Annotated in this window: 10 protein-coding genes; all 10 read left to right on the top strand. The window is 65.0% G+C overall.

The window, feature by feature from the left end:
* Positions 1–55 precede the first annotated feature (55 nt).
* Positions 56–757 (top strand): transposase, encoded by a 702-nt coding sequence (locus tag RQI28_RS06485; RefSeq protein ID WP_311221793.1) that lies wholly within the window; start codon positions 56–58, stop codon positions 755–757.
* Positions 758–940: 183 nt separating this feature from the next.
* Positions 941–5,674, top strand: a complete 4,734-nt coding sequence (locus RQI28_RS06480; protein ID WP_311221792.1) for a glutamate synthase-related protein — start codon at positions 941–943, stop codon at positions 5,672–5,674.
* A 54-nt stretch (positions 5,675–5,728) separates the two neighbouring features.
* Entirely contained in the window at positions 5,729–7,207 is a 1,479-nt protein-coding gene (locus tag RQI28_RS06475; RefSeq protein ID WP_311221791.1) for a glutamate synthase subunit beta, read from the top strand.
* Positions 7,208–7,601: 394 nt separating this feature from the next.
* Complete coding sequence (locus RQI28_RS06470; RefSeq protein WP_311221790.1) at positions 7,602–8,687, top strand: ABC transporter substrate-binding protein; 1,086 nt, start codon at positions 7,602–7,604, stop codon at positions 8,685–8,687.
* Between the two features lie 40 nt (positions 8,688–8,727).
* Positions 8,728–9,657, top strand: a complete 930-nt coding sequence (locus tag RQI28_RS06465) for an ABC transporter permease (protein WP_311221789.1) — start codon at positions 8,728–8,730, stop codon at positions 9,655–9,657.
* Positions 9,654–10,487, top strand: a complete 834-nt coding sequence (locus tag RQI28_RS06460) for an ABC transporter ATP-binding protein (protein WP_311221788.1) — start codon at positions 9,654–9,656, stop codon at positions 10,485–10,487. Before RQI28_RS06465 ends, RQI28_RS06460 begins: the two co-directional genes overlap by 4 nt.
* Positions 10,484–12,004, top strand: a complete 1,521-nt coding sequence (locus RQI28_RS06455) for an amidohydrolase family protein (RefSeq protein ID WP_311221787.1) — start codon at positions 10,484–10,486, stop codon at positions 12,002–12,004. Before RQI28_RS06460 ends, RQI28_RS06455 begins: the two co-directional genes overlap by 4 nt.
* 339 nt (positions 12,005–12,343) lie before the next feature.
* Positions 12,344–13,147, top strand: coding sequence for an amino acid ABC transporter substrate-binding protein (locus RQI28_RS06450; protein ID WP_311221786.1), 804 nt, complete (start codon positions 12,344–12,346; stop codon positions 13,145–13,147).
* 183 nt (positions 13,148–13,330) lie between these two features.
* Positions 13,331–13,984, top strand: a complete 654-nt coding sequence (locus tag RQI28_RS06445; RefSeq protein ID WP_311221785.1) for an amino acid ABC transporter permease — start codon at positions 13,331–13,333, stop codon at positions 13,982–13,984.
* Positions 13,965–14,756 carry an amino acid ABC transporter ATP-binding protein gene (locus RQI28_RS06440; RefSeq protein WP_311221784.1) on the top strand — a complete coding sequence of 264 codons (792 nt, stop codon included), beginning with the start codon at positions 13,965–13,967 and terminating at the stop codon, positions 14,754–14,756. The genes RQI28_RS06445 and RQI28_RS06440 overlap by 20 nt, the downstream gene beginning before the upstream one ends.
* The last annotated feature ends 101 nt before the right edge of the window (positions 14,757–14,857 follow it).

Genomic DNA, 14,857 nt, shown 5'->3' with positions numbered 1-14,857 from the left:
GTCTGATTCTTTATCTGACTACCATGGCGCCTCGTCCACTTTGCCTTTTTGCGCCATGGCCCGCCTGCCTCGACTGACTCTGCCAGGCTATCCGCATCATGTGATCCAGCGCGGCAACAACCGCCAGGCGATCTTTCTGGACCGGCAGGACTACGACACCATGCTGGCGCTGCTGACCGAGCAGGCCAAGCGATGCAACGTCGCCGTCCACGCCTATGTGCTTATGGACAACCACTTCCATCTGCTGGCCACACCGCAGACTGCGCAAGGGCTGCCGCTGATGATGCAGGCCGTTGGCCGCAGTTACGTGCGCTATTTCAACGACCGGCACGGGCGCACCGGCACGCTGTGGGAGGGGCGGTACCGCTCCACGCTCGTGCAGTCCGAACGGTACCTGCTGGCCTGCATGGTCTACATCGATCTCAATCCGGTACGCGCCGGCATGGTCACGCAACCTATTGACTATCCCTGGTCCAGCCACGGCCATGCGCTGGGGCTGCGCATCGACCGCCTGATTACGCCGCACGCGCTGTTCTGGGCTTTAGGCAACACGCCGTTCGCCCGGGAGGCGGCTTATGCATCGCTGGTGCAGGTCGGTATCGGCAATGCGGCGCAAACGGCGATTACCGCGTCGGTGCTGTCGGGCTGGGCGTTGGGGGAGCAGCAGTTCATCGACGACCTTCAGCAACAGACTGAGCGGCGCGTGACGAAAGCTTCTCCCGGTCGGCCCCGCAAAAAGACTGACGAAGTCCAGTAGAGCAATACAGAGCTTAGACGGTGGCACCAGCCTGCCATGCGGTTTGATCCGTCCCCGATAAAAAAAGATGAGAAGAATTCTCATCAATAACCTGAATCTGACCCCAAATAATGTGCTTGCATGCTATTGCTGCAATGCACTAATCTAACCATCCCTGCGATTCTTATACCGAGGAGTGCGCCCATGACGACGGCCGCCGAAATTCTGCACCTGCAACAGCACGGTCTGTATTCATCCAGCAATGAGCACGACGCTTGCGGCTTGGGCTTTGTCGCCCACATCAAGGGGGTCAAGCGTCACGACATCGTGACCCAGGCGCTGAAGATCCTCGAGAACATCGATCACCGTGGCGCGGTGGGTGCCGACAAGCTGATGGGCGACGGCGCCGGCATCCTGATCCAGATTCCGGACGCGCTCTACCGCGAAGAGATGGCCAAGCAGGGCGTGAAGTTGCCGCCCGCTGGCGAATATGGCGTCGGCATGATTTTCCTGCCCAAGGAGCATGCCTCCCGTCTGGCCTGCGAACAAGAGATGGAGCGCGCCGTCAAGGCCGAAGGCCAGGTGCTGCTGGGCTGGCGCGATGTGCCGGTGAACGTCGACATGCCCATGTCGCCCACCGTGCGCAAGAAGGAACCCATCCTGCGCCAGGTGTTCATCGGCCGTGGCAACGATGTGATCGTGCAGGACGCGCTGGAGCGCAAGCTGTATGTCATCCGCAAGACCGCCAGCGCCAACATCCAGGCCCTGAAGCTCAAGCACAGCAAGGAATACTACGTTCCCAGCATGTCCAGCCGCACCGTGGTCTACAAGGGCCTGCTGCTGGCCGACCAGGTGGGCACGTACTACATGGACCTGCAGGACGAGCGCTGCGTCTCTGCCATCGGCCTGGTGCACCAGCGCTTTTCCACCAACACCTTCCCCGAGTGGCCGCTGGCCCACCCCTACCGCTACGTGGCGCACAACGGCGAGATCAACACCGTCAAGGGCAACTACAACTGGATGAAGGCCCGCGAAGGCGTGATGGCCTCGCCCGTGCTGGCCGCCGACCTGAAGAAGCTCTACCCCATCAGCTTCGCCGACCAGTCCGACACCGCCACCTTCGACAACTGCCTTGAGTTGCTGACCATGGCCGGCTACCCCATCAGCCAGGCCGTGATGATGATGATTCCCGAGCCGTGGGAGCAGCACACCACCATGGACGAGCGCCGCCGCGCCTTCTATGAATACCACGCCGCGATGATGGAGCCCTGGGACGGCCCGGCCTCCATCGTGTTCACCGACGGCCGCCAGATCGGCGCCACCCTGGACCGCAACGGCCTGCGCCCCTCGCGCTACTGCATCACCGACGACGATCTGGTGGTGATGGCGTCCGAATCCGGCGTGCTGCCGATTCCTGAAAACAAGATCGTGCGCAAGTGGCGTCTGCAGCCCGGCAAGATGTTCCTGATCGATCTGGAACAAGGCCGCATGATCGACGACGACGAGCTCAAGGCCAACATCGTCAACACCAAGCCTTACAAGCAGTGGATCGAGAACCTGCGCATCAAGCTGGACGATGTGGGCGCCGATGTGCCCGCAGGCGCGCAGCCTGCCGAGCTACCTTTGCTGGAGCGCCAGCAGGCCTTCGGCTACACGCAGGAAGACATCAAGTTCCTGATGGCCCCCATGGCCAAGAACGGCGAAGAGGGCATCGGCTCCATGGGCAACGACAGCCCGTTGGCCGTGCTGTCGGGCAAGAACAAGCCGCTCTTCAATTACTTCAAGCAGTTGTTCGCGCAGGTGACGAACCCGCCGATCGACCCGATCCGCGAGGCCATCGTGATGTCGCTCAACAGCTTCATCGGCCCCAAGCCCAACCTGCTGGACATCAACCAGATCAACCCGCCGATGCGGCTGGAAGTCAGCCAGCCCATTCTTGACTTCGCCGGCATGGCCAAGCTGCACGCCATCGAGCAGCACACGCAAGGCAAGTTCAAGAGCGCGACCATCGACATCACCTACCCGCTGGCCTGGGGCCGCGAAGGTGTCGAGGCCAAGCTGGCCTCGCTGTGCGCGCAGGCCGTCGATGCCATCAAGGGCGGCGCCAACATCCTGATCATCAGCGACCGCAAGGTGAGCGCCACGCAGGTGGCCATTCCTGCACTGCTGGCGCTGTCGGCCATCCACCAGCATCTGGTGGGCGAAGGCCTGCGCACCACGGCCGGCCTGGTGGTGGAAACCGGCACGGCACGCGAAGTGCACCACTTCGCGGTGCTGGCCGGCTACGGCGCCGAAGCGGTGCACCCTTACCTGGCGATGGAAACCCTGGCCGAGATGCACGCCGGCATGACGGGAGACCTGTCGGTCGAAAAAGCCATCTACAACTATGTGAAGGCCATTGGCAAGGGACTGTCCAAGATCATGTCCAAGATGGGCGTGAGCACGTACATGAGCTACTGCGGCGCGCAGCTGTTCGAGGCCATCGGCCTGAATACCGATACAGTGCGCAAGTACTTCACCGGCACCGCCAGCCGCGTGGAGGGCATCGGCGTGTTCGAGATTGCCGAAGAAGCCATCCGCATGCACAAGGCCGCTTTCAGCGACGACCCGGTGCTGGAAACCATGCTCGACGCCGGTGGCGAATACGCCTGGCGCGCGCGTGGCGAAGAGCACATGTGGAGCCCCGACGCCATCGCCAAGCTGCAGCACTCCACCCGTGCCAACAACTGGAACACGTACAAGGAATACGCGCAGATCATCAACGACCAGAGCCGTCGCCACATGACGCTGCGCGGCCTGTTCGAGTTCAAGTTCGACCCGGCCAAGGCCATTCCGGTCGACCAGGTCGAGTCGGCGAAAGAGATCGTCAAACGCTTCGCCACCGGCGCCATGTCGCTGGGCTCGATCAGTACCGAGGCGCACGCCACGCTGGCCGTGGCCATGAACCGCATCGGAGGCAAGAGCAACACGGGCGAGGGCGGTGAAGACGCGGCGCGCTACCGCAACGAGCTCAAGGGCATTCCGATCAAGCAGGGCGACACGCTCAAGAGCGTGATCGGCGCGGAGAACGTCGAGGTCGACCTGACGCTGCAAGATGGAGACTCGCTGCGCTCCAAGATCAAGCAAGTAGCGTCGGGCCGCTTCGGCGTCACGGCCGAATACCTGTCGTCGGCCGACCAGATCCAGATCAAGATGGCCCAGGGCGCCAAGCCTGGCGAGGGCGGCCAGCTGCCCGGCGGCAAGGTCACCAACTACATCGGCAAGCTGCGCCACAGCGTGCCGGGCGTGGGGCTGATTTCGCCCCCGCCGCACCACGACATCTACTCCATCGAAGACCTGGCGCAGCTGATCCACGATCTGAAGAACGTGGCGCCGCATGCATCGATTTCCACCAAGCTGGTGTCCGAAGTCGGCGTGGGCACCATCGCCGCAGGCGTCACCAAGTGCAAGAGCGACCACATCGTGATTGCCGGGCACGACGGCGGCACGGGCGCGTCGCCCTGGTCGTCCATCAAGCATGCGGGCGGCCCGTGGGAGATCGGCCTGGCCGAAACCCAGCAGACCCTGGTGCTGAACCGCCTGCGCGGCCGTGTCCGCGTTCAGGCCGACGGTCAGATGAAGACCGGCCGCGACGTCGCCATCGGCGCGCTGCTGGGTGCTGACGAATTCGGCTTCGCCACCGCGCCGCTGATCGTCGAAGGCTGCATCATGATGCGCAAGTGCCACCTGAACACTTGCCCGGTGGGCGTGGCCACGCAAGACCCGGCACTGCGCGCCAAGTTCTCGGGCAAGCCCGAGCACGTGGTGAACTACTTCTTCTTCATCGCCGAAGAAGTGCGCCAGATCATGGCCCAGCTGGGTATTGCCAAGTTCGACGACCTGATCGGCCGCTCCGATCTGCTCGACACGCGCTCCGGCATTGCCCACTGGAAGGCGCGCGGCCTGGACTTCGGCCGCCTGTTTGCCCAGCCCAACGTGCCCGCCGACGTGCCGCGCTTTCATGTGGACGTACAGGACCACAACATCGAGCACACGCTCGACCGCAAGCTCATCGAACGCAGCCTGCCCGCCATCGAAAAGGGCGAGCGCGTGCAGTTCATCGAAGTGGCGCGCAACGTCAACCGGTCGGTGGGCGCGATGCTCTCCGGCGCCGTCACGCGGGCCCATCCTGAAGGCCTGCCGGACGACACCATCCGCATTCAGCTGGAAGGCACGGGCGGGCAATCGTTTGGCGCGTTCCTCACCCGCGGCATCACGCTGTATCTCATCGGCGACGCCAACGATTACACCGGCAAGGGCCTGTCGGGCGGCCGCGTGGTGGTGCGCCCCAGCATCGACTTCCGGGGTGATACGGTGCGCAACACCATCGTGGGCAACACGGTGATGTACGGCGCAACGTCGGGCGAGTCGTTCTTCAGTGGCGTGGCCGGCGAACGCTTCGCGGTGCGCCTGTCGGGCGCATCGACGGTGGTGGAAGGCACGGGCGACCACGGCTGTGAATACATGACCGGCGGCACCGTGGTGGTGCTGGGCAAGACGGGCCGCAACTTTGCCGCCGGCATGAGCGGCGGCGTGGCATACGTCTATGACGAAGACGGCCAGTTCGACACCCGCTGCAACCTGTCGATGGTGACGATGGAGCGCGTGCTGTCCGCCGACGAGCAGACTGCGAGCCTCTCGCGCGGCATTTGGCACCGCGGCCAGACCGACGAAGCCCAGCTCAAGAAGATGCTGGAAGACCACAACCGGTGGACCGGCAGCAAGCGTGCGCGCGAGCTGCTGGACAACTGGGCGGCATCGCGAGCCAAGTTCGTCAAGGTCTTCCCGACCGAGTACAAGCGCGCGCTGTCCGAGATCCATGAACGCCAGGTGCTGGAGGAGCCCGCGACCCCCGCGGTCGCCAATCCTCCGAAGAAGGAAGCGGTCGCCGCCAAGTAAGGCCCGGCCCACTCGTTCATCCGCACAGCATTCACAGACATCAGGACAGACATCATGGGAAAGACCACCGGCTTCATGGAATACGAGCGCATCGAGGAGGGCTACAAGCCCGCACCCGAGCGCTTGAAGCACTACAAGGAATTCGTCATCGGCCTCGATGACACGCAGTCCAAGATCCAGGCCGCGCGCTGCATGGACTGCGGCACGCCGTTCTGCAACAACGGCTGCCCGGTCAACAACATCATTCCGGACTTCAACGATCTGGTCTATCAGCAGGACTGGAAGAGTGCCATCGCCGTGCTGCACAGCACGAACAACTTCCCCGAGTTCACCGGCCGCATCTGCCCCGCGCCCTGCGAAGCAGCCTGCGTGCTCAACGTGAACGACGACGCCGTGGGCATCAAGTCCATCGAGCACGCGATCATCGACCGCGCCTGGGCCGAGGGCTGGGTCAAGCCGTTGCCGGCCAAGCACAAGACCGGCAAGAAGGTGGCCGTGATCGGCGCTGGCCCTGCCGGCATGGCAGCGGCCCAGCAACTGGCGCGCGTGGGCCACGACGTGACCCTGTTCGAGAAGAACGACCGCATCGGCGGCCTGCTGCGCTACGGCATTCCAGACTTCAAGATGGAGAAGTCGCACATCGACCGCCGGGCAGAGCAGCTGACGGCCGAAGGCGTGACGATCCGCACCGGCGTGTTCGTCGGTGCTGCCAAGGACGGCCTGGGCAAGGGCTCCAAGGTCACCAACTGGGCCAAGGAAACCGTCACGCCCGAGCAATTGCAAAACGACTTCGACGCCGTGCTGCTGACCGGCGGCGCCGAGCAGTCGCGCGATTTGCCCGTGCCTGGACGCGACCTGGACGGCATCCACTTCGCGATGGAATTTCTGCCCCAGCAGAACAAGGTCAACGCGGGCGACAAGCTCAAGGGCCAATTGCGCGCCGACGGCAAGCATGTCATCGTCATCGGCGGCGGCGACACGGGCAGCGACTGCGTGGGCACCAGCAACCGCCACGGCGCCGTCAGCGTGACGCAGTTCGAGCTGATGCCCCAGCCGCCCGAGGTGGAAAACCGCCCCATGACCTGGCCCTACTGGCCGATCAAGCTGCGCACCAGCTCCAGCCATGAAGAAGGCTGCGAGCGCGAATTCGCCATCTCCACCAAGGAATTCATCGGTGAAAAGGGCAAGGTCACCGGCCTGAAGACCGTGCGCGTCGAATGGAAGGACGGCAAGATGGTCGAGGTGGCCGGCTCCGAGCAGATCCTGAAGGCCGACCTGGTGCTGCTGGCGATGGGCTTCGTGAGCCCCGTGGCCGCCGTGCTGGAGGCCTTCGGCGTGGACAAGGACGCGCGTGGCAATGCCCGTGCGACCACCGAGTTCGACGGCGGCTACGCCACCAACGTGGCCAAGGTGTTTGCCGCTGGCGACATTCGCCGGGGCCAGAGCCTGGTGGTGTGGGCCATTCGCGAAGGCCGGCAAGCCGCCCGCGCGGTGGACGAGTTCCTGATGGGGTATTCCGACCTGCCGCGCTGATGCGTAGTGCGCCTCGCACCGACCTCTCTCAATGGCGCCCTGGTGGCGCCATTTTTTTGGCCTGCGCCCGCACCAACATGCTTCGCGCCCGGCGTGCGCTTGCCGCGCTTTGGTGCAAAGCGGTGCCGGCGTGATGCAAAAACGGCGATCCGGTGTGGCACGGTGATTGCATCACCTGAGTCAGCGCAGCGATTTGGCTTCTTCGGTTGGCGTGCCGGAATTCTTGGGTCACTCTGGGAATTCGGTGCGGACCGGATGCCCGTTGCGGCACAGGGCGTGAACACGTCCGGGCGCTGTGGCGGCAACTGCTGATCACCGAATTTTCGTGGTGGCTTCTTAGTCACAACGGGCCAGTCCATTGGTGTCTGGTCCCCACGAAGAATGAGGTATCGGTATGTGCGAACGCAACGGTCAAGCTTTTGCAGCGCTGCAAGCTGCGCAGTCACTCACCCCCGCAGCGCGCCGCGGCTTCTTGAAGTCGCTCAGCGCCGGGGCCGCCATGGTCGTTTTGCCCATGGGCATGGCCGCAGCGCTGGGCGCTGCGCCCGCGCGTGCGGCCGGGCGCACCACCATCAAGGCCACGCACGGCGCGGGCCTGTGCAACCTGGGCATCTTCATCGCCAAGCAGCGGCAGCTGGCCCAGGGTGACGGCGTCGATCTGGAGTTCGTCGTCACGCCCACCAACACCGACATCGTCACGCTGTTCGGCGTGGGCGCGGTGGACATGTCGATGATTCCGTACTCCAACTTCCTGTCGCTGTACGACGCCGGCGCACCCGTGCGCGTGGTGGCCGGCGGCGGCGTGAACGGCTGCCTGATCGTTGCGCGCGAGGGCATCCAAAGCGCGGCCGACATGAAGGGCAAGACGCTGGGCACCTTCCAGGCCGACACGCTGGAGGTGCTGCCCTACGACTGGCTGAAGAAGGCCGGCCTCACCTTCAAGGACGTGAAGATCCGCTACTTCAACACCTCGCCCGAGATGGCCCAGGCCTTCATTGGCGGCGCGGTGGATGCCATCTGCGCGGTGGAGCCCTACGCCACGCAGACCGTGGCCGCGCGCAAGGGCGCCAGCGTGCTGAGCGACGGCAGCGATGTGTACGGCCCGCAATACGCCGACTGCGTGCTGGCCGTGCGCACGCCGCTGCTGCAAAAGCAGCCCGAGGTGGTGCGCGCGGTGATCAAGGCGCTGCTCACTGCGCAGCAGCAGATCGAGACCGACCGCGCGAGCGCGCTCAAGGAAACCGTGGGTACCTATTACAAGACCACGATGGAGGCCGCCACGCTGGCCTCGCAGCGCCAGCCGGTGATGATCGACCAGCGCAACCAGACGCAATTCATCTTGCAGCGCGCGCAGTCGATGAAGGAGATGGGCTACCTCAAGAAGCTGCCCGACGCCAAGATGTTCGACTGGGGGCCGCTGGAGAAGGTCATCGCCGAGCACCAGGCGCTGTTCGCGGGCCTCAAGCTCAAGTCGGCCTGAGCGCCTTGTCCCGCACACACTGTTTGAAAGTGAACCAGCCATGTCTGCTGCCCAACTGGCAACCGATGGCGGGCGTGCGCCCGTTGCATCGGCCCATCTGCCGTCCCGATCCCCTGCTGCAACCGGCCCGCGCATGCTGAAGAACCTGCGCCGTCATCTGGTGGCCGCGTTATGGACGCTGGCCTCCATCGGCTCCATCGTCGGCCTGTGGGAAGTGGCCGCTGCCCTAGGCTGGGCCGACCCGCTGCTCATGCCCGCCCCCCACGTCTTTCTGGGCAACTGGAGCGAGCAACTGCACTTCTTCGACATGGCCAACACCATTGGCTCCAGCGGCGAAGGCGGCAGCTGGCTGGGCGTGCTCAGCGTGGTGCTGTGGACGTCGATGCGCGTGTTCGTCGGCCTGCTGCTGGGATTCGTGCTGAGCCTGGCAGTGGGCGTGCTCATTCGCTACAACACCGTGTTCGGCAAGCTCGGCCTGCCGGCCATCACGATGTTTGCGCCGATCTCGCCGGTGGCTTGGTTGCCGGTGGCGGTTTTCCTGTTCGGCATTGGAGACAAGCCGGCCATCTTCATGGTGTTCATCGCCATCTTCTTCGTGATGGTGATCGCCACGCTGGCGCAGATCGACGAGGTGCCCAAGGCCTACATCCACGTGGCACGCATCATGGGCGCGAGCAAACGCCAGGTGTTTCGCACGGTGATCCTGCCGGCCATCCTTCCCGGCCTGTTCGTCACGCTGCGCATCAACCTGTTTGCAGCGTGGATGGTGGTGCTCATCGCCGAAGCCGCTGGCGTAGGCAGCGGCCTGGGGCAGATCGTGATGATGGCGCGCAACACCTTCAACGCCAGCCTGGTGTTCTTCACCATGACGCTGATCGGCCTGGCGGGCTTCGTATTCGACCAGGCCCTGGGCCTGATTCAACGCCGCATGCTGTGGTGGATCGATGCCGGCAAGGCGAACGGGAAATGAACATGCAAAGCAATACGCCCCTTCGTACCCAACTGCCGGCCATCGAATGCCGTGGCGTTGGCAAGACCTGGAACACCGACAGCGCCAAACCCTTCGTCGCGCTGCAGGACATTCACTTCGAGGTGCAGGCCGGCGACTTCGTGGTGCTGCTGGGGCCCTCGGGCTGCGGCAAGAGCACCTTGCTGTACCTGCTGGCGGGCCTGGAGCAGGCCACGCACGGCACGCTGTGGAGCGAGGGCCAGGCGATCACCGGCACCAGCCCGCAGCGCGGCATGATCTTTCAGGAGGCGGCGCTGTTCCCGTGGCTCGACATACGCGACAACGTGGCCTACGGCCTGCAACTGCAGGGCGTGCCCCGGGCCGAGCGCGAGCAGCGCGCACTGGACCTGCTGGCGCGCGTGGGCCTGAACGGCTTTGCGCACAAGCGGCCCAGCGAGCTGTCGGGCGGCATGCGCCAGCGCGCCGCCATGGCGCGGGCGCTGGCGTTGCAGCCCAAGGTGCTGTTGATGGACGAGCCCTTCGCCGCGCTCGATATCCAGACGCGCGCCAAGATGCAGAACTACCTGCTCGACCTGTGGAGGCAAAGCGGCGCGTCGATGCTGCTGGTGACCCACTCCATCGAAGAGGCCATCGGGCTGGCCGACCGCATCGTCGTGTTCACCGCACGCCCCGGGCGTATCAAGACCATCGTGCCGGTGACGCTGGAGCGCCCGCGCAATCCGCGCGACCCGGCGTTCCATGCGCTGCACGACCAGCTCGCCGAACTGCTGGCCGACGAAGTGGACCGCGCGTTCGCGGAGCAAGAGGCCGCAGGAGCCGCAGCGGCATGACGGTAGACACCACACTGCTGATCCGCAATGCACGCATCCTGACCCTGGACGACCAGCACCGCGAGTGGCCTTGTGCCGACATCCTGGTGCAAGGCGGCCGCATCACGGCCATCGGCCCGAACCTGCCGCAGCCGGCAGGCGAGGTGCGCCTGCTGGACGCGGCGGGCCAGCTGGCCATGCCGGGCCTGGTGAACGCGCACTTTCACTCGCCGGGCAATTTCCTCAAGGGCCAGCTCGACGGCTATCCGCTGGAGATCTTCATGCTGTACGAGGTGCCGCCGCTGGCGCAGCAGGGCGACAGCTACCGCTTCGCCTACCTGCGCACGCTGATGGGCGCGCTGGAGATGCTGGAGCGCGGCATCACCACGGTGCACGACGACGCCTACCACGTGCCCGTGGCCACGCCCGAGAGCATCGACGCGGTGATGCAGGCCTATGCCGATGCGGGCATTCGGGCCACCGTGGCCATCGACCAGCCCAACATCGTGGAATACGACAAGTTTCCGTACCTCAAAGAGCTGCTCACGCCCGCGCTGCGCCAGGAGATGGAAGCCGCGCCGCGCCAAAGCACCGAAGAACTGCTGGAGCTGTACCGCTACCTGCTGTCGTTCTGGCACGGCGGCAATGGCGGGCGGCTGGCGGCAGCGGTGTCTTGCTCGGCGCCGCAGCGCGTGATGGACGACTACTTTCTCGCCCTGGCCGACCTCAGCCGCGCAAACGACTTGCCGTTCAACATCCACGTGCTGGAGACCAAACTGCAGCGAGCCACGGGGCGCGAGCGGTTCGGCAAGTCGCTGCTGCGGCATGTGCACGACCTGGGCATTCTGGACGAGCGCAGCCAGATCATCCACGCCATCTGGATCGACGAACACGACATTCGTCTGCTGGCCGATGCCGACGCCGTGGTGGCGCACAACCCGGTGTGCAACCTGCGCCTGGGCAGCGGCGTGATGCCGTTTCGAGCGCTGCGCGACGCCGGCATCACCGTGGCCATCGGCACCGATGAACTGTGCACCGACGACACCGCCAACGTCTGGCAGGCCGGCAAGATGGCCGGGCTGGTGCACAACCTCAGCACGCCCGACTACAACCGCTGGCCGCGCCACGGCGAAGTGCTGCGCGCCATGACGCGCGGCGGCGCCCGCGCCATCCGCCGCGAGAAGGACCTGGGCCAACTTAGCGTGGGCGCAGCGGCCGACATCATCCTGCTCGACCTCGACACCTGGGCCTTCACGCCGTTCAACGACATCGAGCGCCAACTGGTCTACAGCGAAGACGGCAGCTCGGTGCGCACCACCATCGTAGGCGGCGACGTGGTGATGGACAACGGCCGGCACACCCGCATCGACACGAGCGCCATCCGCGCCGAGATCCGCGACATGGCGGGCGCCATCAGCGGCCAGATGGGCGAGAGCCACGCCGCCGCGCTGCGCATGCTGCCGTACTACCGGTCCATGTACGACCGCGCACACGCCGAGCCCAGCGGCATGGTGCGGCGCCTGGTGATGGGCGACTGAGAGCGGCGCAGCCGCCCTGCGGCAGGCCGGGCAGGGCGGGTGGCTGCTATCAATGGCGTAGCTGGTAGCGCCTGATTCCATTCAGATTCAAGGCTTTTCTTCTTGAAACCGTTGAGGGGCGGGCGCTGGCCGCTCTCTTTTTTGAGAATTGGGCGTGTCGGCACAGTTAAGTGGTGTGCCACATCGTGGTGCATTCACGGTGGCAGGGTGCACCGTTGTGGAGCAAGGCCTGCGGTCTCGGAGACAATAGGCCCCTGGAATCACACGATGCGCGTGTCCCGGGCAGCCGATGGAGGCTGGCGGGCACGCGCTGTTTTTTGTCTTTGGAATTCGAGAGTCATGAAAAAGATCGCTGCCATCGCCCTGGTTTCTCTGGGCGCCCTACTCGCCGGTTGCGGAAAGAACGACAACGCGCAGAACGCGGGCACCGCTGCCGCACCCGCACCGGCTGCCGTCGCCAAGATCGTGGTCGGCCTGGACGACAACTTTCCGCCGATGGGCTTTCGCGACGACAAGAACCAGCTGGTCGGCTTCGACATCGACATGGCCCGTGAAGCGGCCAAGCGCATGGGCGTGGAGGTCGAATTCAAGCCGATCGACTGGAGCGCCAAGGAGGCTGAACTGGCTGGCCAGCGCGTCGATGCGCTGTGGAACGGCCTGACCATCACCGAAGAGCGCAAGAAGAACATCGCCTTCACCGCGCCCTACATGGAAAACCACCAGATCATCGTGGTGCCCGCGCAGTCGCCCATCAAGACCAAGGCCGACCTGGCTGGAAAGGTCGTCGGCGCGCAGGACGGCTCCAGCGCCGTGGACGCCGCCAAGAAGGACGAGGCGGTGTTCAAGTCGTTCAAGGAGTTCAAGACCTTCGGCGACAACGTGACCGCGCTGATGGACCTGTCCACCGGCCGGCTCGAAGCCGTGGTGGTCGACGAAGTGGTGGGCCGCTACTACGTGGCCAAGAAGCCGCAGGACTACGCTGTGCTGCAGGACCATTTCGGCACCGAAGACTACGGAGTGGGCGTGCGCAAGGATGACGCCGCGCTGCAAGGCCGCATCGACACGGCACTGGCCGAGATGAAGAAGGACGGCGCCGCCGCCAAGATCGCCGAGCAGTGGTTCGGCAAGAACATCATCAAGTAAGGAAACAACCCCCTGAGGCGCTGCGCGCCTTCCCCCTTCTCTCGGCTTCGCCGGGAAGGGGGACGCCGCCAGTGGCCGGACGGAGCCCGTTCCACGGCGTCCGCTGGCCTGGAGCTGCGCCGGTATCGACCGCCGCCGGCTTTGACCAATCTGTAAAACTCTGAAGATCGGCCTTCGCAGCAGATGGATTACGTTCTTTCCCTTCTGGGGCCGCTGGCGCAGGGCGCCACCGTCACCCTGAAGCTCTTTTTCATCACGCTGGCGCTGGCCGTGCCCCTGGGCCTGGTGCTGGCACTGGCGCGCGTGTCGCGTTGGCGCGCGCTGTCGGTCGCGGTCAACGGCTACATCTGGCTGATGCGCGGCACTCCGCTGATGCTGCAGATGCTGTTCATCTATTTCGCGCTGCCCTTCGTGCCGGTGATCGGCGTGCGGCTGCCGGACTTTCCGGCGGCGGTGGTGGCCTTCGCACTGAACTACGCGGCGTACTTCGCCGAAATCTTCCGCTCGGGCATCCAGTCCATCGACCGGGGCCAGTACGAGGCCGCGCGCGTGCTGGGCATGACCTACGGCCAGACCATGCGCCGCATCGTGCTGCCGCAGATGGTGCGCCGCATTCTGCCGCCCATGAGCAACGAGACCATCACGCTGGTCAAGGACACCTCGCTCATCTACGTGCTGGCGCTGAACGACCTGCTGCGCGCCGCGCGCGGTATCGTGCAGCGCGACTTCACGACCACGCCGTTCATCGTGGCGGCGGCTTTCTATCTCCTCATGACCCTGGTGCTGACCTGGGGCTTTCAGCGGCTGGAGCGGCGCTATGCCAAGCACGACGACTGATGATGCGGGCAGCGCGCCCATGATCGACGCGCTCGACATTCACAAATCCTTCGGCCGAACCCCGGTGTTGCAGGGCGTGTCGCTGCAACTGCGCCGGGGCGAGGTGGTGGCGGTGATCGGGCCGTCCGGCTCAGGCAAGAGCACCTTCCTGCGCTGCCTGAACCGGCTCGAGACCATCGACCGCGGTCACATCGCCATCGACGGCGCCGTGCTGGCCACCACCGATGCGGCCGGCCGCTGCACCTATGCGCCGGAAGCGGAGGTGCGCCGCATCGGCCGAAAGACCGGCATGGTGTTCCAGCACTTCAACCTGTTCCCGCACCTGACCGTGCTGCAGAACGTGATCGAGGCGCCGATGGTGGTGCAGGGCCTGCCGCGCGAGGAGGCCATCGCCCGCGCCGAGGTGCTGCTGGCCAAGGTGGGCCTGGCGGACAAGCGGGGCAACTACCCCGCCCGCCTGTCGGGTGGCCAGAAGCAGCGAGTCGCCATCGCCCGCGCGCTGGCGATGGAGCCGGAAATCATGCTGTTCGACGAGCCCACTTCCGCGCTCGACCCTGAACTGACGGGTGAGGTGCTGCGCACGATGCGCGCGCTGGCCCAGGAGCAGATGACCATGCTGGTCGTCACGCACGAAATGGGTTTTGCGCGCGAGGTGGCGCATACGGCCGTCTTCATGGACCAGGGTCGCATCGTCGAATCCGGCCCTGCTGCCGGGTTGTTTGCCAGCCCGCAGCACGCCCGCACGCAGGGGTTTCTGCGCAGCATGTTGTGATGTCGTTGTGCAGATGTCGCTCGATAGCTTTAAGGTGAAGTTGGCCTCTAGCGCCCGTCCATCAAGCGCAATATGCTATAAATTCAGGAGCTAAAGGGTCG

This window comes from Acidovorax sp. WCS2018Noco2-16, assembly GCF_031843945.1.
In the GTDB taxonomy this organism is placed as follows: domain Bacteria; phylum Pseudomonadota; class Gammaproteobacteria; order Burkholderiales; family Burkholderiaceae_C; genus Paracidovorax.
This window is presented reverse-complemented; position numbering and strand designations above follow the sequence as displayed.

Excerpts from the sequence above, each read along its gene's own strand:
- RQI28_RS06485 (WP_311221793.1), top strand. The coding sequence starts at position 56 with ATGGCCCGCCTGCCTCGACTGACTCTGCCAGGCTATCCGCATCATGTG.
- RQI28_RS06480 (WP_311221792.1), top strand. The coding sequence starts at position 941 with ATGACGACGGCCGCCGAAATTCTGCACCTGCAACAGCACGGTCTGTAT.
- RQI28_RS06475 (WP_311221791.1), top strand. The coding sequence starts at position 5,729 with ATGGGAAAGACCACCGGCTTCATGGAATACGAGCGCATCGAGGAGGGC.
- RQI28_RS06470 (WP_311221790.1), top strand. The coding sequence starts at position 7,602 with ATGTGCGAACGCAACGGTCAAGCTTTTGCAGCGCTGCAAGCTGCGCAG.
- RQI28_RS06465 (WP_311221789.1), top strand. The coding sequence starts at position 8,728 with ATGTCTGCTGCCCAACTGGCAACCGATGGCGGGCGTGCGCCCGTTGCA.
- RQI28_RS06460 (WP_311221788.1), top strand. The coding sequence starts at position 9,654 with ATGAACATGCAAAGCAATACGCCCCTTCGTACCCAACTGCCGGCCATC.
- RQI28_RS06455 (WP_311221787.1), top strand. The coding sequence starts at position 10,484 with ATGACGGTAGACACCACACTGCTGATCCGCAATGCACGCATCCTGACC.
- RQI28_RS06450 (WP_311221786.1), top strand. The coding sequence starts at position 12,344 with ATGAAAAAGATCGCTGCCATCGCCCTGGTTTCTCTGGGCGCCCTACTC.
- RQI28_RS06445 (WP_311221785.1), top strand. The coding sequence starts at position 13,331 with ATGGATTACGTTCTTTCCCTTCTGGGGCCGCTGGCGCAGGGCGCCACC.
- RQI28_RS06440 (WP_311221784.1), top strand. The coding sequence starts at position 13,965 with ATGCCAAGCACGACGACTGATGATGCGGGCAGCGCGCCCATGATCGAC.